Origin of the sequence: Actinacidiphila yanglinensis (assembly GCF_900107965.1) — a bacterium.
Taxonomy (GTDB): Bacteria; Actinomycetota; Actinomycetes; order Streptomycetales; family Streptomycetaceae; genus Actinacidiphila; species Actinacidiphila yanglinensis.
This window is the reverse complement of record NZ_FNVU01000001.1, coordinates 865,579-887,544: the sequence shown is the minus strand read 5'-3', so window position 1 is coordinate 887,544 and position 21,966 is coordinate 865,579. Positions and strand designations below refer to the sequence as shown.

At 75.4% G+C, this 21,966-nt stretch carries 15 protein-coding genes; 9 read left to right on the top strand and 6 right to left on the bottom strand.

Annotated features, from left to right (window positions below):
- The first annotated feature begins 16 nt into the window (after nucleotides 1-16).
- The 6 genes from C4U44_RS03655 (at nucleotide 17) to cobC (ending at nucleotide 8,188) form a co-directional block, all read left to right on the top strand.
- Entirely contained in the window at nucleotides 17-997 is a 981-nt protein-coding gene (locus tag C4U44_RS03655) for a cobalamin biosynthesis protein (protein WP_103884070.1), read from the top strand.
- Nucleotides 998-1,005: 8 nt separating this feature from the next.
- Complete coding sequence (locus C4U44_RS03650) at nucleotides 1,006-2,499, top strand: cobyric acid synthase (protein WP_103884069.1); 1,494 nt, start codon at nucleotides 1,006-1,008, stop codon at nucleotides 2,497-2,499.
- 73 nt (nucleotides 2,500-2,572) lie between these two features.
- Nucleotides 2,573-4,705: a putative cobaltochelatase gene (locus tag C4U44_RS03645; RefSeq protein ID WP_103884068.1), complete on the top strand. Its 2,133-nt coding sequence runs from the start codon at nucleotides 2,573-2,575 to the stop codon at nucleotides 4,703-4,705.
- Nucleotides 4,705-5,301 carry a cob(I)yrinic acid a,c-diamide adenosyltransferase gene (gene cobO / locus C4U44_RS03640; RefSeq protein WP_103884067.1) on the top strand — a complete coding sequence of 199 codons (597 nt, stop codon included), beginning with the start codon at nucleotides 4,705-4,707 and terminating at the stop codon, nucleotides 5,299-5,301. The genes C4U44_RS03645 and cobO overlap by 1 nt, the downstream gene beginning before the upstream one ends.
- Complete coding sequence (locus tag C4U44_RS03635) at nucleotides 5,298-6,704, top strand: cobyrinate a,c-diamide synthase (protein WP_103884066.1); 1,407 nt, start codon at nucleotides 5,298-5,300, stop codon at nucleotides 6,702-6,704. The genes cobO and C4U44_RS03635 overlap by 4 nt, the downstream gene beginning before the upstream one ends.
- Complete coding sequence (cobC, locus tag C4U44_RS03630; RefSeq protein ID WP_103884065.1) at nucleotides 6,701-8,188, top strand: Rv2231c family pyridoxal phosphate-dependent protein CobC; 1,488 nt, start codon at nucleotides 6,701-6,703, stop codon at nucleotides 8,186-8,188. Before C4U44_RS03635 ends, cobC begins: the two co-directional genes overlap by 4 nt.
- On the opposite strand, the gene C4U44_RS03625 is transcribed toward cobC, so the two are convergent.
- Entirely contained in the window at nucleotides 8,166-11,324 is a 3,159-nt protein-coding gene (locus C4U44_RS03625; protein ID WP_103884064.1) for an ABC transporter substrate-binding protein, read from the bottom strand. The two genes, cobC and C4U44_RS03625, sit on opposite strands and share 23 nt — an antisense overlap.
- Before the next feature lie 138 nt (nucleotides 11,325-11,462).
- A complete protein-coding gene (locus C4U44_RS03620; protein WP_235031766.1) occupies nucleotides 11,463-12,650 on the bottom strand; it encodes an SCO1860 family LAETG-anchored protein in 1,188 nt (395 codons plus the stop codon).
- 294 nt (nucleotides 12,651-12,944) lie between these two features.
- On the opposite strand from C4U44_RS03620, the gene C4U44_RS03615 reads away from it, so the two are divergent.
- Nucleotides 12,945-13,559, top strand: coding sequence for a DUF4865 family protein (locus C4U44_RS03615; protein ID WP_103884063.1), 615 nt, complete (start codon nucleotides 12,945-12,947; stop codon nucleotides 13,557-13,559).
- 74 nt (nucleotides 13,560-13,633) lie between these two features.
- Here the strand turns inward: C4U44_RS03615 and C4U44_RS03610 are convergent, their stop codons facing one another.
- The 3 genes from C4U44_RS03610 to C4U44_RS03600 all read right to left on the bottom strand — a co-directional run bounded on the left by C4U44_RS03610 (nucleotide 13,634) and on the right by C4U44_RS03600 (nucleotide 17,868).
- The gene (locus C4U44_RS03610; RefSeq protein WP_103884062.1) at nucleotides 13,634-14,734 is read right to left on the bottom strand and encodes an amidohydrolase family protein; all 1,101 of its coding nucleotides are present in this window, start codon (nucleotides 14,732-14,734) and stop codon (nucleotides 13,634-13,636) included.
- 468 nt (nucleotides 14,735-15,202) lie between these two features.
- On the bottom strand, nucleotides 15,203-16,546 hold the full coding sequence (locus C4U44_RS03605; RefSeq protein WP_160144971.1) for an SGNH/GDSL hydrolase family protein: 1,344 nt from the start codon (nucleotides 16,544-16,546) through the stop codon (nucleotides 15,203-15,205).
- Nucleotides 16,547-16,860: 314 nt separating this feature from the next.
- On the bottom strand, nucleotides 16,861-17,868 hold the full coding sequence (locus C4U44_RS03600) for a GlxA family transcriptional regulator (RefSeq protein WP_103884199.1): 1,008 nt from the start codon (nucleotides 17,866-17,868) through the stop codon (nucleotides 16,861-16,863).
- Nucleotides 17,869-17,995: 127 nt separating this feature from the next.
- On the opposite strand from C4U44_RS03600, the gene C4U44_RS03595 reads away from it, so the two are divergent.
- On the top strand, nucleotides 17,996-19,459 hold the full coding sequence (locus C4U44_RS03595) for an MFS transporter (RefSeq protein WP_103884060.1): 1,464 nt from the start codon (nucleotides 17,996-17,998) through the stop codon (nucleotides 19,457-19,459).
- A gap of 26 nt (nucleotides 19,460-19,485) precedes the next feature.
- Nucleotides 19,486-19,860, top strand: coding sequence for a DUF488 domain-containing protein (locus C4U44_RS03590; protein ID WP_103884198.1), 375 nt, complete (start codon nucleotides 19,486-19,488; stop codon nucleotides 19,858-19,860).
- Between the two features lie 452 nt (nucleotides 19,861-20,312).
- On the opposite strand, the gene C4U44_RS03585 is transcribed toward C4U44_RS03590, so the two are convergent.
- On the bottom strand, nucleotides 20,313-21,842 hold the full coding sequence (locus C4U44_RS03585; protein WP_103884059.1) for an aldehyde dehydrogenase (NADP(+)): 1,530 nt from the start codon (nucleotides 21,840-21,842) through the stop codon (nucleotides 20,313-20,315).
- Nucleotides 21,843-21,966 lie beyond the last annotated feature (124 nt).

The window sequence follows — 21,966 nt, the reverse complement described above, 5'->3', positions numbered from 1 at the left end:
CCGAAACGACCCGACCATGAGCCGTGCCGACCGCGTCTTCGCGTACGGCGCCACGCTCGGCTTCCTCGGCGACCTCCTGACCGGCGATCCGCGCCGCGGCCACCCGGTGGCCGGCTTCGGGCGGGCCGCCGGCGCGCTGGAGCGGCGGCTGTGGCGCGACCACCGAGGCAGCGGGGCGGCCTACGCGGCGCTGTGCGTCGGGGGGGCGGCGCTCGGCGCGGCCGTCGCCGAGCGCGCGGCCCGCTCCCGCCCGGCGCTGTCCGTCGCCCTCACCGCCGCCGCCACCTGGTCGGTGCTCGGCGGCACCTCGCTCGCGCGGGAGGCCCGCACGATCGGTGCCGCGCTGGAGGCCGGCGATCTGGCCGCCGCGCGGGCCCGGCTGCCGCACCTGTGCGGGCGGGACCCGGCCGCGCTGGACGCGGACGCGCTCGCGCGCGCCGTCGTCGAGTCGGTCGCCGAGAACACCTCGGACGCGGTGGTGGGCGCGCTCGTGTGGGGCGGGCTGGCCGGGATACCCGGGCTGGTCGGCTTCCGGGCCGCCAACACGCTGGACGCGATGGTCGGCCACCGCTCCCCACGCCATCTGCGCTTCGGGTGGGCCGCCGCCCGGCTGGACGACGCCCTCGGCTACCCGGGCGCCCGGCTCACGGCCGCGCTGGCCGCGCTGGCCGCGCCGTACCCGCGGACCGCGCTGGCCACCGCCCGCCGGGACGGCCCGCGCCACCCCTCCCCCAACGCCGGTCCCGTCGAGGCCGCGTTCGCCGGGGCGCTGCGGCTGCGGCTGGGCGGCACCCTGTCGTACGGCGGGCACACCGAGCACCGCCCGGTGCTGGGCGCCGAGTTCCGCCCGCCCGGGCCGGCCGACATCCCCCGGGCGGTCCGGCTGTCCCGCCGGGTCGGCGCGCTCGCGCTGGGCGCGTCGGTGCTGCTGTCCGCGGCGCGCGGGGCGCGGCGGGCCCACCCCGGGCCGGCGGCACCCCAGGGGGGCGCGGCGTGAAGGGGCTGATGGTCGCCGGGACCGGCTCCGACACCGGGAAGAGCGTGGTGACCGCCGGGATCTGCCGGTGGCTGACCCGCAAGGGCCTGCGGGTGGCGCCGTTCAAGGGCCAGAACATGTCGCTGAACTCCTACGTGACCCGGGAGGGCGCTGAGATCGGCCGGGCGCAGGCGATGCAGGCGCAGGCCGCCCGGGTGGAGCCGTCGGCGCTGATGAACCCGGTGCTGCTCAAGCCCGGAAGCGACCGCAGCAGCCAGGTGGTGGTGCTGGGCAAGCCGGTCGGCGAGCTGAGCGCACGCGGCTACCACGGGGGCAGGCAGGCCGAGTTGCTGGACACCGTGGTGGAGTGCCTGGCCGAGCTGGGCCGTGGCCACGACGCCGTGATCTGCGAGGGCGCGGGCAGCCCCGCGGAGATCAACCTGCGCCGTACCGACATCGTCAACATGGCCGTGGCCAGGAGCGCCGGGCTGCCGGTGCTGGTGGTCGGGGACATCGACCGCGGCGGCGTCTTCGCGTCCTTCTACGGCACGACGGCCCTGCTCGCGAAGGAGGACCAGCGGCTGATCGCGGGCTACCTGGTGAACAAGTTCCGCGGCGACGTGTCGCTGCTCCAGCCCGGTCTGGACATGCTGCGCACCCTCACCGGCCGGCCCACTCTCGGGGTGCTCCCCTTCGCCCACGGCCTCGGCATCGACGAGGAGGACGGCCTGCGGGTGTCGCTGCGCGGCGCCGTGCGCGAGTCCGCGGTCGAACCGCCCCACGGGGACGAGGTGTTGCGGGTGGCGGTGGCCGCGGTCCCGCTGATGTCGAACTTCACCGACCTCGACGCGCTCGCCGCGGAGCCCGGTGTGGTGGTGCGGTTCGTGGACCGCCCGGACGAACTCGCCGACGCGGACCTGGTGGTCCTGCCCGGCACCCGCGGCACCGTCCGCGCGCTGGCCTGGCTGCGCGAGCGGGGCCTGGCCGACGCCGTCCGCCGCCGCGCCGCCGAGGGCCGCCCGGTGCTCGGCATCTGCGGCGGCTTCCAGATCCTCGCCGAACGCATCGACGACGAGGTGGAGTCGAAGGAGGGCACGGTGCCGGGCCTCGGCCTGCTGCCGGTCCGCGTCCGCTTCGCCCGGGAGAAGACCCTCGCCCGGCCCGAGGGCACGCAGTACGGCGAGCCGGTGCGCGGCTACGAGATCCACCACGGCGTGGCCGAACTCCTCGGCGGCGACGAGCCGTTCCTCGACGGCTGCCGGGTCGGTGCGGTCTGGGGCACCCACTGGCACGGATCGCTGGAGAGCGACGGCTTCCGGCGGGCGTTCCTGACCGAGGTCGCCGAGGTTGCGGGCCGGAGGTTCGCCCCGGCCCCGGACACGGTCTTCGAGGCCCTGCGCGAGGGCCAGTTGGAGCGGCTGGCGGACCTGGTGGAGGAGCACGCCGACACCGCCGCGCTGCTGCGGCTGATCGAGCAGGGCCCGCCGCAGGGGCTGCCCTTCCTGCCGCCGGGGGCACCGTGACCGCCCCGACGACCGCCCGCACGGGCACATCCGGCCGGCCCACCGGCAACTTCCCCGAAGGAGCGACCCATTCATGAGCGTGCCCTACCCGTTCTCGGCGATCGTCGGCCAGCGGGATCTGCGCCTGGGGCTGCTGCTCAACGCGGTCAGCCCCGCCGTGGGTGGCATCCTGGTCCGGGGGGAGAAGGGGACGGCGAAGACCACGACCGTGCGCGCGGTCGCCTCGCTGCTGCCGGGCCTGACCGCGGTGCCCGGCTGCCGGTTCAACTGCGACCCGGCGGCGGCCGACCCGGACTGCCCGGACGGGCCGCACCCCGCCGACGTCCAGGGGGTGCCGCGGGCCGCGAGGCTGGTCGAGCTGCCGGTCGGGGCGTCGGAGGACCGGCTGGTCGGCTCCCTCGACATCGAGCGGGCGCTGGCGGAGGGCGTGAAGGCGTTCGAGCCGGGCCTGCTGGCCGAGGCGCACCGCGGCCTGCTCTACGTCGACGAGGTCAACCTCCTGCACGACCACCTCGTGGACCTGCTGCTGGACGCGGCCGCGATGGGGGCGAGTTACGTGGAGCGCGAGGGCGTGTCGGTCCGGCACGCGGCGCGTTTCCTGCTGGTCGGCACGATGAACCCCGAAGAGGGCGAGCTGCGGCCGCAGTTGCTCGACCGCTTCGGGCTGACCGTGGAGGTCGCCGCCTCCCGCGAGACCGACGAGCGGGTGGAGGTCGTCCGGCGGCGGCTGGCGTACGACGCGGATCCGGCCGGGTTCGCGGCGCGTTGGGCCGTCGAGGAGCGGGAGGTGCGCGAACGGATCGCCGTGGCCCGGGAGTTGCTGCCGGCCGTGGTCCTCGGCGATGCGGTGCTGCGGCAGATCGCCGCGACCTGCGCGGCATTCGAGGTGGACGGGATGCGCGCGGACATCGTGATGGCGCGCACGGCCACCGCGCTGGCCGCGTGGGCGGGCCGGTCCGAGGTGACGACGGCGGATGTGCGGCAGGCCGCGCTGCTCGCTCTGCCGCACCGGCGCCGCCGCAACCCCTTCGACGCGCCGGGGCTGGACGAGGACAAGCTGGACGAGACGCTGGAGCGGGCCCGCCAGGAGGCGGAGCAGGCCGAGGAGGCGGAGCAGGCGCGGCGCGACGCCCAGGACACGGACGGGAACCCGGAGCCGGAACCCGACCCCGATCCCGAGGGCGGGCCCGACGGTGACGGTCCCGACGGCGGGGGGCCGGGTGGTGGCGGGGTGCCGCCGCAGCGCGATCCGGGCAACGGCCCCGGCGCCGAGGCGGGTTCGGCCACCACAGACGGATCAGGCGGATCCGACGGCGCGACGGCCCCTGCTCCGGAGCGGGCCGGCGCGGGGACGGGTGGGAAGGCCGCGGCCGCACCCGAGCAGCCGCCGCTCGCCGCCGGGGACCCGTACCGGACCCGCGCGCTGACCGTGCCCGGGCTGGGCGAGGGCGCGGCGGGCCGCCGCTCGCGGGCCCGGACCGCCCACGGGCGGACGACCGGCGCGGAGCGGCCGCGGGGCCGGCTGGCGTCGCTGCACCTGGCGGCGACGGTACGGGCGGCGGCGCCGCATCAGCGGGCGCGGGGCCGCGCGGGCCGCGGGCTGGTGGTGCGGCGCGACGACCTGCGGCAGGCGGTGCGGGAAGGCCGGGAGGGCAACCTGGTGCTCTTCGTGGTGGACGCCTCGGGGTCGATGGCGGCGCGCCGGCGGATGGGCGCGGTGAAGGGCGCGGTGCTGTCGCTGCTGCTGGACGCCTACCAGCGCCGGGACAAGGTCGGGCTGGTCACCTTCCGGGGCGCGGGCGCGGAGCTGGCACTCCCGCCGACGTCGTCGGTGGACGCGGGCGCGGCCCGGCTGGAGAAGCTGCCGACCGGTGGCCGTACACCCCTGGCGGCGGGCCTGCTACGGGCGCACGAGGTGCTGCGGGTGGAGCGGCTGCGCGATCCCTCGCGGCGGCCGCTGCTGGTGGTGGTGACCGACGGCCGGGCGACCGGCGGCCCCGAACCGGTGCCCCGGGCGGCAGCTGCGGCGCGGCTGCTGGCAGCCGCGGGCGTGGCATCGGTGGTGGTGGACTGCGAGACGGGTCCGGTGCGGCTCGGCCTCGCGGGCGCGCTGGCAAGAGAGTTGGGCGCTGCCGCGGTGGCGCTGGAGGAGCTGCGGGCCGACACGGTGTCCGCGCTGGTCAAGGACGTACGGAGGGCCGCGTAATGCCGCAGGGACAGCCGACCGAGGTGCCGGACGACGGCCTGACGACTCGTCAGCGACGCAATCGGCCGCTGACGATCGTGCACACCGGGCCGGGCAAGGGCAAGTCGACGGCGGCCTTCGGAATGGCGCTGCGGGCGTGGAACCAGGGCTGGCCGGTGGGGGTGTTCCAGTTCGTCAAGTCGGCGAAGTGGAAGGTCGGCGAGGAGCGCGCGCTGAAGGTGCTCGGCGCCTCCGGCGAGGGCGGCGCGGTCACCTGGCACAAGATGGGCGAGGGCTGGTCCTGGGTGCAGCGTGACCCCGCCTCCAGCGAGGAGGCCGCCAGGGAGGGGTGGGAGCAGGTCAAGCGCGACCTGGCCGCGGAGACGTACCGGCTGTACGTGCTGGACGAGTTCGCGTACCCGATGCACTGGGGCTGGGTGCCTGTGGACGAGGTGGTGCGGGTGCTGCGGGACCGGTCCGGCACCCAGCACGTGGTGGTCACCGGGCGGAACGCCCCGGCCGAACTGCTGGACTTCGCCGACCTGGTGACCGAGATGACGAAGGTCAAGCACCCGATGGACGCCGGGCAGAAGGGTCAGCGGGGGATCGAGTGGTGAGCGCGGCGGCGTCGGTGCCGCGGCTGGTGATCGCCGCACCGTCGTCGCGCAGCGGCAAGACGACGGTCGCCACCGGGCTGATGGCCGCGTTCGCGGCACGGGGCCTGGCGGTGTCCCCGCACAAGGTCGGCCCGGACTACATCGACCCGGGGTACCACGCGCTCGCCACCGGCCGGCCGGGCCGCAACCTCGATCCGTACCTGTGCGGGGTGGAGCGGGTGGTGCCGCTCTTCCTGCATGGGGCGGCCGGGTCGGCGCTCGCGGTGGTGGAGGGCGTGATGGGGCTGTTCGACGGTGCCACCGGGCACGGCGAGCTGGCCTCGACCGCGCAGGTCGCCAAGGTGCTGGCCGCGCCGGTGGTGCTGGTGGTGGACGCCTCCGCGCAGGCCAGGTCGGTGGCGGCCCTGGTGCACGGCTTCGCCTCCTTCGACCCGGGGGTGCGGCTGGGCGGGGTGGTGCTCAACAAGGTCGGTTCGGCACGGCACGAGGAGATCCTGCGCGCGGCGCTGGAGGAGGTCGGCATGCCCGTGCTGGGCTCGCTGGGCCGCTCCGACGTGCTCGCGGTGCCCGCGCGTCACCTGGGTCTGGTGCCGGTCGCGGAGCGGCGCGCGGAGGCGCTGGCCTGGGTGGACGCGGTCGCCGACCGGATCGCCGCCGGGTGCGACCTCGACGCCCTGCTGGCGCTCGCGCGCACGGCTCCCCCGCTGGCGGGTACGGCGTGGGACCCCGCGAGTGAGGTGGCGCTGGCGGGTGCGGCGCCGGTCGCCGGCCGCGACGCGGCCGGACTCCCGCCTGCCGCCCGGCCCGTGGTCGCGGTGGCCCGCGGCGCCGCCTTCACGTTCGCGTACCCCGAGCACGAGGAACTGCTGACCGCCGCGGGCGCCGACGTGGTGGGCTTCGACCCGCTCGACGACGAGGCGCTGCCCCCCGGCACCCGGGGCGTGGTGATCGGCGGGGGCTTCCCCGAGATGTACGGCCCGGAGCTGTCCGCGAACGGCGCCCTGCGCCGCGAGGTCGCGGCCTTCACCGGGCCGCTCGCCGCCGAGTGCGCCGGACTGCTCTACCTGGTGAGGGAGTTGGACGGCCGGCCGATGTGCGGGGTGCTCGACGCTAAGGCGGCGATGGGCGCCCGGCTCACGCTCGGCTACCGCGAGGCGGTAGCGGTCGGCGACAGCGTGCTCGCCGCCGCGGGGACCCGGATCCGGGGGCACGAGTTCCACCGCACCCGGGTCGAGCCGACCGCGGGCCCGGCCCCCGCCTGGGGATTCATCCGTCCCGAGCGCCGGGTCGAGGGCTTCGTCCAGGGCCGGGTGCACGCCTCCTACCTGCACACCCACTGGGCCGCGGAACCCTCCGTCGCCCGGCGCTTCGTGGACTTCTGCTCCGCCCGGCCGTCCCGGTGAGCGAGCGGCTCTACGTCGGCGTCGGCGCCGGCAGCGCGGCCGGCACGGCGGAGGTCGTGCCCCTGGTGCGGGCGGCGCTGGCGGAGGCAGGGGCGGCGGGGGCGGCCGTGGTCGCGCTCGCCACCATCGCCGGCAAGGAGCGGGCCCCCGGGATCGCCGCGGCCGCGGCCCACCTCGGGGTGCCGGTGCTCGGCCTGCCCCCGGCCGACCTCGCGCGGGTGGCGGTGCCGACCCCGTCCGGGGCGGTCCTCGCCGCGCTCGGGACCCCGTCGGTCGCCGAAGCCGCGGCGCTGCTCGCCGCCGGCCCGGGCGCCGCACTCGCCCTCGCCAAGCGGAAGTCGGCCCACGCGACCGTCGCCGTCGCCCGCGCGGCACCCGCGCCCGCGGACGGCACGACACCGACACCCGCACGAGGAGACGACATGTACCCCGACGGCCACGACCTGCGGCACCACGGCGATGCCGAAGTGGGCCAGGGGCTGGTCGACTTGGCGGTCAACGTCCGGGCGGGAACGCCGCCCGCGTGGCTCGCCGAGGTGATCGGCCGCTCGCTGGCCGGGTTGGCGGCGTATCCGGACGGCCGGGCGGCACGGCACGCGGTGGCGCTGCGGCACGGCCGGCCCGACCCGGAGGTGCTGCTGACGGCGGGCGCGGCCGAGGCGTTCGTGCTCCTGGCGCGGACGCTGCGGCCCCGGCGCGCGGTGGTCGTGCACCCGCAGTTCACGGAGCCGGAGGCCGCGCTGCGGGCGGCCGGGCACGCGGTGGAACGGGTGGTGCTGGACCCCTCGGACGGGTTCCGGCTCGACCCCGGCAGGATCCCCGACGACGCCGACCTGGTGGTGGTGGGCAACCCGACGAACCCCACCTCGGTCCTGCATCCGTCCGCGCTGGTAAGGGAGTTGGCACGGCCCGGGCGCACGCTGGTGGTGGACGAGGCGTTCATGGACGCGGTGCCGGGCGAGCGGGAGTCGCTGGCCGACGGGAGCACGGCGGCCGGGGTGCCGGGGCTGGTGGTGCTGCGCAGCCTGACCAAGACGTGGGGACTGGCCGGACTGCGGGTCGGCTACGTACTCGCCGAGCCGGAGGTGGTCGCCGCGTTGGAAACCGCCCAGCCGCTGTGGGCGGTGTCCACTCCCGCGCTGGCGGCGGCGGTGGCGTGCGTGTCGGACCGGGCCCTGGAGGAGGCGGCCGAGGCGGCCCTGCAGGTCGCCGCGGACCGTTCGTACCTGCTGGAGCGGCTGCGGGAACTGCCGGGGGTGCGGACCGCCGGGGACGCGCCGGCCGCGCCGTTCCTGCTGCTGCGGCTGCCGGGCGGGGCCGGCGTGCGCGCGGCCCTGCGGGCGTCGGGCTACGCGGTGCGCCGGGGCGACACCTTCCCCGGCCTGGACCCGGACTGGCTGCGGGTGGCGGTGCGGGACCGCCGTACCACCGACGGCTTCCTCGACGCGCTGGCCGCCGTCCTCACTTCACGCCCAGCGCGCTGAGGTCGACCTGGCCGATCACCTGCTGCTGGTAGACGTTGGTGAGGCGGCTGCCGCGGTAGACCAGGTGCCGGTCGTAGACCAGCGGCACCATCGCGGCGTCCTTCATGAGCTGCGCGTCGATCGAGGTCCAGGCCTTGGCCGCGGCGGTCGCCCCGGTGAGCGTGTCCGCCTGGTCGACCATGTGGTTGAGGGTGGCGTCGTCGAGGTTCGCGTAGTTGCTGACGCCGCCGGGCTGGACGAGCTGGCGCAGGAAGCCGCCGCCGGTCGGGTAGTCGCCGATCCACGCGGTGTACACCATGCCCCACTTGGCTGCCTTGAGCTTGCTGGGCGTCAGCAGGGTGTCGTAGAAGGCGGTCGCGTCCATCGTCTTGACGGTGACGTCGATGCCGACCTGCTTCAGCGAGGCGGCGATCGCCTGCATGGCGTCGTTGCCCTTGGAGGCGCTGGAGATGCCCACCAGCGTGGTGCGGAACCCGTCCGCCTTGCCGCAGCTGTCGAGTTCGGTGCGGGCGTCGTCCGCCTCCTGCTCGCCGGCGGTGCTGGAGTACAGGTGCGCGTCGGCGTCATGGCTGATGTTGGTCGGCGGCAGCATGGTGGTGGCGACCTCGCCGCCTTCGTACTGCCCGCCGAGCGCGGCCTCGACCTGGGCCCGGTCGACGGCGTACGCCACGGCCTTGCGGCAGTCGGCGTTGTCGAACGGTGCCACGTCCGTCCTGAGGCTCAGGTAGCGGGTCGCCCCGGTGTAGGCGAGGTCGGTGTTCGCCTTCTCCGCCGGGCTGTTGATGACCTGCGTCTCGGTCTGGTCGTCGAGCAGCGTCTCGGAGAAGTCCAGGTCGGCCGTGCCGTCGAGGAGGGCCTTCTCGACCTCGTCCTGGGAGTCGTAGAGCTTCAGGTCGTAGCCGACCGGCAGTTGGGAGCGGATCGGGTCGGTGGTCGCGTCCCACTCGGGGTTGCGGACCAGGTGCAGCGACTTGCCGGGCTGGTAACTGCTCACCTTGTAGGGGCCGCTGGCCACCGGCGCCTTCTCGTAGTCCTTGCCGTTGCCGGTGTCCGCGGCCGGCGGCACCGCGGCGCCGACCGACATCGCCAGGATGTAGGGGAAGTCGGCGTAGGGCTTGGCGAGGGTGAAGACGATGGTGCTGTCGTTCGGGGTGGCGACCGACTTCAGGCCCATCTTGTCGGGGTCGCTGTCGTCGTACGGGCCCGGGTAGTGCTGGCCCTCGTCGAGGAGGTCGGACAGGTACGTCGGGCCGCCGCCGTGCACGCCGCGGTCGAAGGTGCGCTCGACGCCGTACTTGATGTCTTTGGACGTGATCGGCGAGCCGTCCTGGAAGCGTATGCCGTCCTTCAGGTGGTACGTCCAGGTCAGGCCGTTGTCGCCGACGTCGCCGGTGGTGGTGGCCAGGTCGGGCAGGAGCTTGCGCCCCTTGTCGCCGGGCGCGGGGGCGTAGCCGACGAGGTTGCGGTAGAGCAGGCGCTGGACGTTCCAGGCGCTGGGGTCGTAGGTGTCGGCCGGGTCCAGCAGGCTGGAGTCGATGTAGGAGGCGGCCAGGTCGACCGTGCCGCCGGTCTGGACGGAGGGCCGGACGACCCCGTCGACGCCCCCGTTGTAGCCGGTGCCGGCCGTACCGCCGTGCCGCTTGAGGGCGGCCTGGCCGCTGGTCGGGGTCGGCGTCGGCGGGTCCGGGCTGGGCTTGGGGCCCGGCTTGTCGCCGAAGGCCCCGGTGGCGAGCACGACGGACACGGTGATGCCCGCGAAGGCGAGTGCCGCGACGCCGGTGAGGATCTTGCGGCGCGCGCTCCAGCCCGGCGTCGGACCCGGCATCCCGGCGGAGTGCGGCACGGGGGCCATGCCGGCGTGCGGGCCGGGCGGCATTCCCCCGTGCATGGCGGGCTGCTGGTGCGGCACCGCACCGGCGCCGGCGTTGACCGGCGGCGGGGTGCTCGGCTGGTACGGCGGGGGCAGCGGCACCTGCGGGCTGCGGGAGTACGCCGGGTGCTCGCCGAAGCCGGAGGCCGGCGCGCCGGGCGGCTGCGGAGTCTGCGGCGCACCCGGAAGTCCCTGGTAGGGCCCGGGTGCCGGCGACGGCGGCGTGTCCTGGGGCGGGATCGCGGGGAGCGCGGCGCCGACCCCGAAGGTGGCGCGCGGGTCGGCACCGGGGTGCCCGGGCGGGGTGGCCAGGGGACTCGACGGCGTGGCCGGCTTGGCCGGAGTGGACGGCGAGTCCTGCGGGGTGCCGGGGGGCGCCAGTCCGAAGTCCTGCGGCGGCAGGGTGGCCGGGCCGGTCACCGTGGTGGCGCGGGCGGCGGTCAGCCACGCCCACAGCCGGGCCCGGTAGATCCCGGCGTCGGCGGGGCGGCCGGCCGGGTCCTTCGCCAGCGCCGCCAGGACCAGAGCGTCGAGTTCCGCCGGCACCCGGGGATTGGCGGCGGAGGGCGCGGGCGGCTCGGAGTGCACGTGCCAGTACATGACGCTGAGCGGGTTGCCGTCGTGGAACGGCGGCTTGCCGGTGAGCAGTTCGGTGAGCACGCAGCCGACCGCGTAGACGTCGCTGCGGGCGTCCACGTCGCCGCCGTTGACCTGCTCGGGCGACATGTAGCTGGGGGTGCCGATGGAGGAGCCCGCGGTGGTCAGCCGGGTGTCGACATCGAGCACGCGGGCGATGCCGAAGTCGGCGACCTTGACGGCACCGCCCGTGGTGACCATCACGTTGGCGGGCTTCACGTCGCGGTGCACCGTGCCGTGGGCGTGCGCGTGGGCGAGCGCGTCGAGCACGTCGCAGACGATCCGCACCGCCCGCTCGGGCGTGAACGGCGCCTGCTCGCGGACGAGTTGGGCCAGCGTGCCGCCCTGGACGTACTCCATGACGAGGTACGGCACGACGGTGTCGCCGTCGCGATACTCGTCCTGGTCGTGGACGGTGACGATGCCCGGGTGGTTGAGCGAGCCCGCGGCGTGCGCCTCGCGGGCGAACCGGCGCCTGGCGTCGGGGTCGAGGGCCAGCTCGGGCATCAGCGTCTTGATCGCGACGATGCGGCCCATCCGCGTGTCGCGGGCCCGGTGCACCCGGGCCATGCCCCCGGAGCCGAGCAGCTCCGCGAGTTCGTATCTGCCCGCGAACAGCCCGTCACTCATGCCCCGCCCGCCCCTGTTGCCCCACCCTGCCGGTGCCCGTACCGCCGCCGCTCGCGCGACCCGGGCGTGAGGAACAGAGTACGGGGGGCGGCACCACCGCCGATGCCGCCCCCCGCGCTTGTTACCGCCTTGTGGCGATCACACGTCGCCGTCGGCGGACGAACTCGCTTGCTTGCGACGCCGGTTGGTGAAGACGAAGGTCAGCGCGCCCGCGGCCACCAGCGCCACGGCGCCGACCGCGAGGTACGGGGTGGTGGAACCGGCCCCGGTCTCGGCGAGGTTGCCGTTGTCCGCGGCGTCGGCGACCGTCTGGGTCTGCGCGCCCGAGCCGCCCGTGCTGGAGGAGCCGGAACCCGAGGAACCGGAAGAACCCGAGGAGCCCGAGGAACCGGACGAGCCCGAGGAGCCGGACGAGCCGCCCGAACCGGTGGAGCCGCTGCTCGAACCGCCGCCCGAGGCACCGCCGTTGCCGGAGCCGCCCGAGGAGTGGCCACCGCTCGTACCACCGTTGCCGGAGGAGCCGCCATTACCGGACCCGCCCGATCCGCCGGACGCACCGCCCGACGACCCACCGGACGACCCGCCGCCGTCGTGCGGGGTGCGGCAGGTGGCCTGGGCGAGGGTGACGTCGCCGGTCACGTGTGCGACGCCGAGGCTCAGCGGGTCGATGTCGACCTTGAGCTGCAGGGCGGTCGCGGCCGCGGTACCGGTGGTGGTGACGGTGTTCGTCAGGTCCAGCTCCACCACGCCGACGCCGGGGACGGCGACCTTCGTGGTGCCGATCGCCGACAGCGCGATCCGCTTGCCCAGCACGGTGACGCCCGCGAGGTGCGAGGAGGCGACCGGCCGGTGGCCCACCCGGCAGGTCGCGGTGGACGTCACGGCGTCCAGCTTGACCAGGGAGAGCAACGGCAGCCCGGGGACGTGCAGTTGGGCGGTCGCGATGGTGGCGACCCCCTCGGCCTTGTCATGGCCGGTGGTGGCGTTCGCGGTGGCGACCGAGGCGCGCAGGATGCTGATGGAACGGTTCGCCTCGACGCCGTGGCCGACCGTGACGTTCAGCGCGGTCTCCTTCGCGTCGGCGGGGGCGTGCACGTCGTTCAGGGCGACGTTGACGGGCACGTCCACGGTCCTGCCGAGCAGGGACACGTCCAGGCCCGCGCGCAGGTCGGTCGCGGTGGCGGCGCCGGAGTCGTGCGAGGTCGCGGGCGCGGCCTGCACCGCCGGTGCGACGGCCAGCACGGTCCCGGCGGCGAGCGCCGTGGCGGCCCCGAGGACGGCGGCCGAACGGCGCGCGGGCAGGCGGAAGTTGATGGTGCGGTACACGGTTGGGAAACCCCCACGTATGGGATGGAGCCCCCGGCGCGCGCTGATTGGGGACAGCCGCCGGGGACATCGACCCGGCCATGTTTACGCACTGAGGGTGAATTGACGGCTACACGGAGCCAGTTCACTCAGAAGGGTGGTTTCCGCGCGTTTCTTCGATTTCCGGCGCACGGCCGTTCTGTTCGGCTCACTCCCCGGAGAGGATCCCGACCCCCGTCGAGGGGCTCCCGGGTCGCCGGATTGACGAGCCGCCAGGCTGCCGGACTGTACCAACTAGTAGGTACACTGCCGGTCATGGACGCTTCCCAGTACGCGATCACGTTGCCGGCCGACTACGACATGGCGGTGCTGCGCGAGCGCAGCGCGGCGGTCCGGCCGATGTTCGACGACCGCGCCGGCCTCGCGCTCAAGGCCTACCTGATCCGCGATCGCGGCCGGTCCGGCTCGCCGGTCAACGAGTACGGTGCGCTGTACCTGTGGCAGGACGCGGGCGCGATGGCCCGCTTCCTGGTCGGCGGCGCCGGTTTCGAGCGGATCGCCCGGAACTTCGGGCGGGTGCCGGTCGGCACCTGGACGGTCCTCGCCACCGTCGCCGGCCCGGCCCGCGCCGCGGCCCCCCGGGCCGCCTCCCGGCGCCTGAGCGTGCCGCCGGCCGACCCCGACGTCGACGGCACCGGTCTGGGCCTCAGCGCCGCGATCGACCGCGAGACCGGGGAGTTGGCGGCATTCGCCGGCCGGGAAGGCGTGCACACCGCGGTCCTCGCACTGGCCCCGGCGAGCTGGCAGTTGCTGCGCTTCGTACTGTGGCAGGACGAGGTCCCCGCCGCCGAGGACGCCACCGAGCGGTACGAGGTGCTGCACCTGTCCGCGCCGGGACTGGCCGGGATGCCGGACGGCCGGCACTGGTAGCCGCCCGGCTCGCGCGTCCCCATCCGGCCCCGGGTGGGCGGGCGTTCGCAGGGGGCGGCGCGGCCGCCGCGGCCTCAGGCCACCGTGCGGCCGCGCAGCACGATCCGGCGCGGCGCGGCCAGCACCGCGACGTCCTCGCGCGGGTCCGCCTCGTACACCAGAAGGTCGGCGGGGGCGCCCTCCTCCAGCCCGTCGCGGCCGAGCCAGCGCCTGGCACCCCAGGTCGCGGCGGACAGCGCGGCGGTGTTCGGCAGCCCGGCGCGGACCAGTTCGGACACCTCCTCCGCGACCAGGCCGTGGGAGATGCCGCCGCCCGCGTCGGTGCCCGCGTAGACGGGGATGCCGGCGTCGTAGGCGTCCCGCACGGTCCGGTAGCGGCGGGCGTGCAGCCGCTCCAGGTGGGCGGACCAGCGGGGGTAGCGGACGGAGCCGCCGAACGCGAGCCGGGGGAAGGTCGCGATGTTGACCAGGGTCGGCACGATCGCGACGCCCCGCTCGGCGAAGAGCGGGATGGTGTCGTCGGTGAGCCCGGTGGCGTGCTCGATGCAGTCGATCCCCGCGGTCACCAGGTCGGCGAGGGAGTCCTCCGCGAAGCAGTGCGCGGTGACGCGGGCACCCTCCTCGTGGGCGGCCGCGATGGCCTCGCGCACCGCGTCCTTCGGCCAGCACGGGGCGAGGTCGCCGATCTCGCGGTCGATCCAGTCGCCCACCAGCTTCACCCAGCCGTCGCCCCGGCGGGCCTCCCGGCGGACGTACGCGGTGAGGTCGCCCGGCTCGATCTCGTGGGCGTAGTTGCGGATGTAGCGTCGGGTGCGGGCGATGTGCCGGCCCGCCCTGATGATCTTCGGCAGGTCGTCGCGGTCGTCGACCCACCGGGTGTCGCTGGGCGAGCCGGCGTCGCGCAGCAGCAGGGCGCCGGCGTCGCGGTCGGTCAGCGCCTGCTTTTCCGAGGTGGCGTCGTCCACGGCGCCGTGCGCGTCGAGGCCGACGTGGCAGTGGGCGTCCACCAGACCCGGCAGGACCCAGCCCTCGGCGGTCGCGGTGACCTCGGCGGAGGGCTTCGTGTAGGTGATCCGCCCGCCCACCACCCACAGTTCGCCCCTGACCTCCGCGTCGTCCGGTCCGGCCAGCACCCGGCCCCTGACGTGCAGTACTTCGTCGACTCCGGCTCCCATATCCGCACTGTACGCATGCGGCTGCGCCGGGCGGGAGGGGGTCGGGGCCGGCGGCCCCCTGATCACCGCCGCCGGGGGCTCGGCCCGCGGGCCCGGCGCGCCAACGCCCCGGCTGAGCGCGCAGTTCCTCCCCAGGCGGCTGGGTGGGGGTGCCCCCGGCGAAGCCAGGGGGAGTGCCCCCAGCGCTGCCTTCGGGGCCCGACCCCGCGGGGTGGGCCGCCGACTCCCCGCCGCTGAGGCTCGGCCCGCGGGCCCGGCGCGCCAACGCCCCGGCTGAGCGCGCAGTTCCCCGCGCCCCTTGGTGGCTGCGCTCCTTTCGCGGAAAGAGCCGCACACATCCAGGGGGCGCTGGGGGCCCCACCCAGCCGCCAAGCTGGGGGAGGAACTGCGCGCGCAAGCCGCCACCGGCGGGTGGTCCGGGGACGCGGGTGCGGGGCAGGACGGGCGGGCCCCGAAGGGGCGGGGACGTTAGGAGACGAGGGCGTTGAGGTTGATCGCGTTGGCCAGCGCCAGCATCCCCGCGTCGTTGGGGTGGAGATGATCCCCGGAGTCGTAGGCGGGAGCGAGCGCGGACGGGTTCGAGGGGTCCCGTACGGCCCGGTCGAAGTCGGCCACCGCGTCGAACGCGCCGCTGCTCCTGATCCACTGGTTGACCTCGGTGCGGATCGCGTTCATCGCCGGGCTGAGCCGGCTGTACGGAAGAATCGTTCCGCCGATGACCCGCACCCCTGCCGCGTGCGCGCGGGCGATGAGGGCGCGGTAGCCGTCGATCAGGTTCTGCGCGGTCAGCGGACCGCCCGCCGCGTTCACGTCGTTGCTCAGGTCGTTGACGCCTTCGAGCACCACGACGTCCTTGACCCCGGACACGTCGAGCGCGTCGTGCGTGAACCGGCTCACCCCGCTCGGCCCGCGGTAGACCTCCGGGGCGGCGCTGAGCAGCCGGTTCCCGGCGATCCCGGCGTCGACCACGCCGAGTCGCTGGCCGCCGGGCGCGGAGGCCAGCCGCCGGGCGAGCTGGTCGGGCCAGCGCCGGTTCGCGCCCGCGGTCGAGTGGTAGCCGTCGGTGATCGAGTCGCCGAAGGCCACCACTGTGCCGTGGGCGGTCGGCGAGGAGACGTCGAGACCGGACAGGTAGTACCAGGACGTGGTGGTGCCGGTGTACCCGGCGGCGGAGTCGTCGGCGACGTGGTCGACACCGTCCGAGGAGACGTACGTGGTGTCGTACGCCTCGCGGTGGAAGGCGGACGAACCGGTCGGACCGGGGAGATAGAGGCTGACCAGCAGGTTCTGGTCGGCGGCGACCCGCATCGGGATCACGTCGCTGTACCGCTCGGTGCCCGCGGCGACCATGGTGGAGCGGGAGCCGGAGAACGTCACCCGGTGGTGCGTGCCGGCGACCGCGCGGCCGCCGTCGTACTGCTCGGCGACGTCCGCCTCGCCCACCGCGAGGGCGCGTTCGCCGCGCAGGTCGGAGACCCGGATCCGTATACCCGAGCCGCCGACGCTGGTGTGCACCACCATCCGTATCGTCTGGCGGCGGAACGACGGGCCGCCCGTGCTCAGCGCGCTCCCCCAGGCGCCGACCCGGCTGCGGGCGCCGGCCGTCCCGCCCTGACCGTCACTCGCGGTGGCCGCCACCTGGGTCTGCCGGGACGCGTCGTTGCCGTCCTGGTGCGCCCCACCGCGCGCGTGGGAGACCAGCAGGCCGGCGACGGTCGCCGCGGCGACCACGCCTGCGGCGGGAGCGAGGACCGAGCGGCGAAAGGTCCGGCCGCGTGCGCGGCGCGTGGCGTCGTGACGGGCGCGGGACATGCGGTCTCCCCCCAAGGTGGTTCCGTGCGACCTGCTCTCGGCCGTATCGGACGCCCCGTGCCGGGCGGCGGCGTTCCGTCGCATGTCTACAGCCCTTCCGAGAGCATATGCGGAGAACCGGTGAAGACCACATCAGCGTCCCACGGGCTCTCTCTCCCCACACCCGCACACGCCCGTCCCCGGGGGCCGGGGGTCGGGGCGCCACCGGAACGGTGACGCGTCCGGACGCCGTTCCGGTTCCCGCCTGTTCCTCCCGCTTCCGGGCCCCGCTTACCGCCTTGCGCTCGGGGCCGTACGTACGGCGGCGCGCGGGTTCAGGCCGCGGGGAGGCGGGTGAAGGTGGCGCGGTAGTCGGAGGGGGTAAGGCCGACCCGGCGGAGCAGGTGCTGGCGGAGGGAGTCGGCGGTGCCGAGGCCGCTGGCGCGGGCGACCTGGTCGACGGGGAGTGTGGTGGTCTCCAGGAGTTCGCGGGCCCGCTCCAGCCGCTGGTGCAGGAGCCACTGCAGCGGGGTGAGCCCGGTCTCGGCGTGGAAACGGCGGCTGAGGGTGCGCACGCTGACCGACGCGTGGCGGGCGAGGTCGGTGAGGGTGAGCGGCTGGTCGAGCCGGGTCATCGCCCACGCGCGGGTCTCGGCGAGGGAGGTACCGGTCTCGGCGGGCAGCGGGGTGTCGGTGAACTGCGCCTGGCCGCCGGGGCGTACGGGCGCGACCAGGGCGAGGCGGGCGACGGCGTTGGCGACCGCGGCGCCGTAGTCGGTCCGCACCAGGTGCAGGCACAGGTCGATGCCGGCCGCGTAGCCGGAGGAGGTGAGGATGCGGCCGTCCTGCACGTAGAGCACGTCGGGCTGGACCAGCACGTCGGGGTACTTCTCCGCGAACTGCCCGGTGTACGCCCAGTACGTGGTCGCGTGGCGGCCGTCGAGCAGCCCGGCCGCGGCGAGCAGGAACGCCCCGGTGCACACGGACGCGACCCTCTTCCCGGCCCGCGCGGCGGACCGCAGCGCCTCCAGCACCCGCGGGTCGGGGTCCTCGGCGGCGCCGGTCCCGGCCACGATCACGGTGTCGGCCCGGTCGACCGCGTCGAGTCCGCTGCGGATCACGACGTCCGCGCTGCCGCTGGTCGTGACCGGTCCGGGGTCGGGGGTGCACAACTCCACCTCGTATCCGGGCCTGCCGTCCACCTCGACCTTGAGCAGCAGCAGTTCGGGCACCGCGAGGTTGAACAGCGAGACGGGACGGGAGGCGATCACGGCCACGCGGTGCGGGCGCGGGCAGGTGAACGGCCCGACGGACGCGGCGGATACGGCGGGGATCGGGGGCATCGCGGGTGTCGCCGGCTGCGCGGACACGGTGGGCGCGGCGGGCACGGCAGGCTGCATGGCCAGAACCTCCGGGAGCGTGGCATTCTGGCCACTACTGTACGCGGGCGGCCGGCCTCAGGCTGGCGGCATGTCACCGGAACCCCTCACAGACGACTCGCCACTGCCGCCGCTCCCACGGAAGTTGAGGAGCCGGAGGGCGCTGCCGCCGGCACCGGGCGAGAGCGGCGTCTCCCCCGGCCCGACCCTGACCGCCGCCCTGATCGGCTTCTTCCTCGTCACCCTCGACGCGTCCGTGGTGAACGTCGCCCTGCCCGCGATGGGTCGCGAACTGCACGGCGGGCTGGCCGGGTTGCAGTGGGTGGTGGACGGCTACACGCTCGCGTTCGCCGCCTTGATGCTGTCCACCGGCGCGCTGGCCGACCGGGTCGGGGCGAGCCGGGCGTTCGCCGCGGGCACCGCGGTCTTCACCGCCGCGTCGGTCGCCTGCGGCCTGGCGCCGGACCTGGTCGCGCTGGTGGCCGCGCGGGTCGTCCAGGGCACGGCCGCGGCGGTGGTGCTGCCCTCCTCACTGGCGCTGGTACGGCAGGCGTTCCCCGACGCGAGGAAGCGGGCGCGGGCCATCTCCGTGTGGGCGGCGGGCGGCTCGACGGCGGTGGCGCTGGGCCCGGTGCTGGGCGGCGCGCTGACCACGGCGTGGAGCTGGCGGGCCATCTTCTTCGTCAACCTGCCGGTGGGTGTGGCCGCGCTGCTGCTCGCCTCCCGGGTGGCCCGCTCGCCCCGCCGGCCGGCCCCGCTGGACCTGCCCGGCCAGGCGGCCGCGGTGGTGGCGCTGGCCGCGACGACCTACGCGGTGATCGAGGGCGGCCGGGTGGGCGCGACCGCCGCCGCGGTCGCCGCGGTCGCGCTGGCCGTCTTCCTCGCGGTGGAGTCCCGGCATCCGCACCCGGTGGTGCCGCTCGGGCTGTTCCGGAACGCGACGGTGTCGGTGTCCCTCGCCACCGGCGCGGCGCTCAGCTTCGCCTTCTACGGGGTGATCTTCGTCCTGAGCCTGTTCTTCCAGGAGGTCCGCGGCCAGTCCGCGATGACCGCCGGGCTGATGTTCCTGCCGATGACCGTGCTGATCTCGACGGTGAACGTGGTGTCGGGCAAGGCCACCAACCGTTACGGGCCCCGGGTGCCGATGATCGTCGGCCAGGTCGTGGCCGCGGCCGGGCTGCTCGTGCTGCTTCCGGTCGGCACGGGCACGCCCCCGCCGGTGCTCGCGCTGGCGATGGCCCCGCTCGGGCTCGGCGCGGCGCTCGCGGTGCCCGCGCTGACGGCCGCCGCGATGGGGGCGGTGCCCGCGGAGCGGGCCGGGATGGCGGCCGGTGTCCTCAACGCCGGCCGGCAGGTCGCGGGCGGGCTGGCGGTGGCGGTCTTCGGGTCGCTGGTCGGCGACCGCACGCGCTTCCTGAGCGGGATGCGGGAGGGGCTGGTGGTCTCGGCGGTGCTGCTCGCCGCGACGGCGGCGGCCACCGCGGCGGGGCTGCGCGTCCGGCAGACCGCGCAGCCCGGGCCGGAAGGCCGCAAGCTGGGAGGGGGCGGCGAATGAGCAACGCGGCTCAGAGGAGGTTCATCATGGCGTCCACCAGCGGGTTCCGGGTACGCCGGGTCTACGATCCGCCCGAGGCCGGGGACGGGGTACGCGTCCTGGTCGACCGGCTCTGGCCGCGCGGCGTGTCCAAGGAGGCCGCAGCCGTCGACGAGTGGCCCAAAGAGGTCACCCCTTCCGGCGAGTTGCGGAAGTGGCTGCACGCCAACCCCGAGCGCTACGACGAGTTCACCCGCCGCTATCACGCGGAGCTGGCCTCACCCGAACTCCGCGACGAGCTCGCGCGATTGGCGGGGCTCGCCGCGAAGAAGAGGGTGACCCTTCTTACGGCGGTCAAAGAGCCCGCCCACAGTCACGTGCCCGTCCTCCTCGGGACCCTGGAGAAGACGACTCCGCGGTGACCCGTCCCCCCGGGCTGCCGCGTCCTGCCGGTTGAGGGACCTTGCGGTCGACTGTGGCTTGTCGCGCAGTTCCCCGCGCCCCTGGGTATGTGCGGGCCTTCCGCGCTGAGGTCCCCCGGGCTGCCCCGTCCTGCCGGTTGAGGGACCTTACGGTCGACTGTGGCTTGTCGCGCAGTTCCCCGCGCCCCTGGGCAGGTGCGGGCCTTCCGCGCTGAGGTCCCCCGGGCTGCCGCGTCCTGCCGGTTGAGGGACCACCTGTCGGTGGTGGGCTTGTCGCGCAGTTCCCCGCGCCCCTGGGGGCGGTGGGGCTCCTCCGCGAAAGGAGGGTCACCACCAAGGGGGCGTGTGGGGGCGCCTCCCAGCCGCCAGGCTGGGGGAGAACCGCGCGAACAACCACCGCCGGACCGCGAGGTCCCCGTGTCAGCAGGACGAGGCACCCCGGGGTGCCCGCCTCACGGGTGACCCTGAACCCGCTGGGGCACCCCCGCGGGGTTGCCGTCGCGCAGCTCGGCCGGGAGGAGGGCCTGCGGGGTGTCCTGGTAGGCGACCGGCCGCAGCCAGCGCTCGATCGCGGTGGCCCCCACCGACGTCGACGTGGAGGTGGTGGCCGGGTACGGCCCGCCGTGGTGCTGCGCGGCGGTGACGGCGACGCCGGTGGGCCAGCCGTTGACCAGGACCCGCCCGGCGAGCGCGCCGAGCCGGGTGAGGAGCGCGGCGGCGGACCCGTCGGGCGTGGCCGCCTCCTCCGCGCCGAGGTGCGCGGTCGCCGTGAGGTTGCCCGGCAGCCGGTCGAGGACGGCGCCGAGCTGCTCCGGGTCGCCGTAGCGGACCACGACGGTGAGCGGCCCGAAGCACTCCTCCAGGAGGAGGTCGTACGCGCCGGGCGCGGCCAGTTCGGAGGCGTCGACCACCACGTAACCGGGGCGGACGGCGAGCGGGTCGTCCCCGTCACCGGCGGCGACCGGGACGGTGACGGCGGGCAGCGCGGCACGCGCGGCGGCGCCCCGCAGGAAGTTCTCCCGCATGCGGCCGTCGAGCAGGACACCGGCCGAGGCGTCCCGGGCGGCGCCGGTGAGCGCGCCGACCAGGCGGTCGCCGGCGTCGCCGGCGGGGGCCAGGACGAGGCCGGGCTTGGTGCAGAACTGGCCGTTGCCGAGGGTGAAGGACCCGGCCAGGCCGGTGCCGATCTGCTCGGCCCGCTCGGCGGCGGCGGCCGGCGTGACGACGACCGGGTTGAGGCTGCCCAGCTCGCCGTGGAACGGGATCGGCCGGGGCCGGGCCGCGGCCGCGTCGAAGAGCGCCCGCCCGCCGGGGATCGAGCCGGTGAAGCCGGCCGCGGCCACCAGCGGGTGCGAGATCAGCTCGATGCCGGCCTGGAAGCCGTGCAGCAGCGTGACGGTGTCCGCGGGCAGGCCGACCGCGACCGCCGCCTCGCGCAGCAGGCCCGCGGTCAGCACGGAGGTGGCCGGGTGATCCGGATGGGCCTTGACGACGACCGGGCAGCCGGCCGCGAGCACGCTGGCGGTGTCGCCGCCCGGCACGGAGAAGGCGAGCGGGAAGTTGCTGGCCGCGTAGACCGCGACGACGCCGAGCGGGATCTTGTAGCGGCGCAGGTCGGGTCGCGGGATGGGCTTCGCGTCGGGGTCGGGGTGGTCGATGATCACGTCCAGGAACGCGCCCTCGTCCACCACGTCGGCGAAGGTGCGCAACTGGAAGGCGGTGCGCGCCAGTTCGCCGGTGAGCCGGGGGACGCCCAGCGCGGTCTCGGCGTCGGCGGACGCCACCACCGCCTCGGCGTCCCGCTCCAGCAGCCCGGCGGCCGTGCGGAGCAACCGGGCCCGTACGCTACGGTCGGCGAGGGCGGGGAGCGCGGTGGCGGCGGCGCGGACGGCGGCATCGACCTCCTCCGCCGTGGCCTCGACGGCGACCTGCTCGCGCTGCTTCCCGGTTCGGGGGTCGACGCTCCAGACTGGTACTCCCACCGGAATAACCTCCACATTCTCGGTCAACTGCACGCCGCCGTCATCGCTCGTTCTCTATACTGAACAACGTCTTCACATGTGAATCTACGTCCGGAGCCTACGTCCATGCGGCCGGGCCGAACAA

Coding starts and splice junctions, on each gene's coding strand:
- C4U44_RS03645 (WP_103884068.1), top strand. CDS start 2,573: ATGAGCGTGCCCTACCCGTTCTCGGCGATCGTCGGCCAGCGGGATCTG.
- C4U44_RS03600 (WP_103884199.1), bottom strand. CDS start 17,868: ATGCCCCCGATCCCCGCCGTATCCGCCGCGTCCGTCGGGCCGTTCACC.
- C4U44_RS03610 (WP_103884062.1), bottom strand. CDS start 14,734: ATGGGAGCCGGAGTCGACGAAGTACTGCACGTCAGGGGCCGGGTGCTG.
- C4U44_RS03590 (WP_103884198.1), top strand. CDS start 19,486: ATGGCGTCCACCAGCGGGTTCCGGGTACGCCGGGTCTACGATCCGCCC.
- C4U44_RS03650 (WP_103884069.1), top strand. CDS start 1,006: ATGGTCGCCGGGACCGGCTCCGACACCGGGAAGAGCGTGGTGACCGCC.
- C4U44_RS03605 (WP_160144971.1), bottom strand. CDS start 16,546: ATGTCCCGCGCCCGTCACGACGCCACGCGCCGCGCACGCGGCCGGACC.
- C4U44_RS03615 (WP_103884063.1), top strand. CDS start 12,945: ATGGACGCTTCCCAGTACGCGATCACGTTGCCGGCCGACTACGACATG.
- C4U44_RS03625 (WP_103884064.1), bottom strand. CDS start 11,324: ATGAGTGACGGGCTGTTCGCGGGCAGATACGAACTCGCGGAGCTGCTC.
- C4U44_RS03655 (WP_103884070.1), top strand. CDS start 17: ATGAGCCGTGCCGACCGCGTCTTCGCGTACGGCGCCACGCTCGGCTTC.
- cobO (WP_103884067.1), top strand. CDS start 4,705: ATGCCGCAGGGACAGCCGACCGAGGTGCCGGACGACGGCCTGACGACT.
- C4U44_RS03595 (WP_103884060.1), top strand. CDS start 17,996: ATGTCACCGGAACCCCTCACAGACGACTCGCCACTGCCGCCGCTCCCA.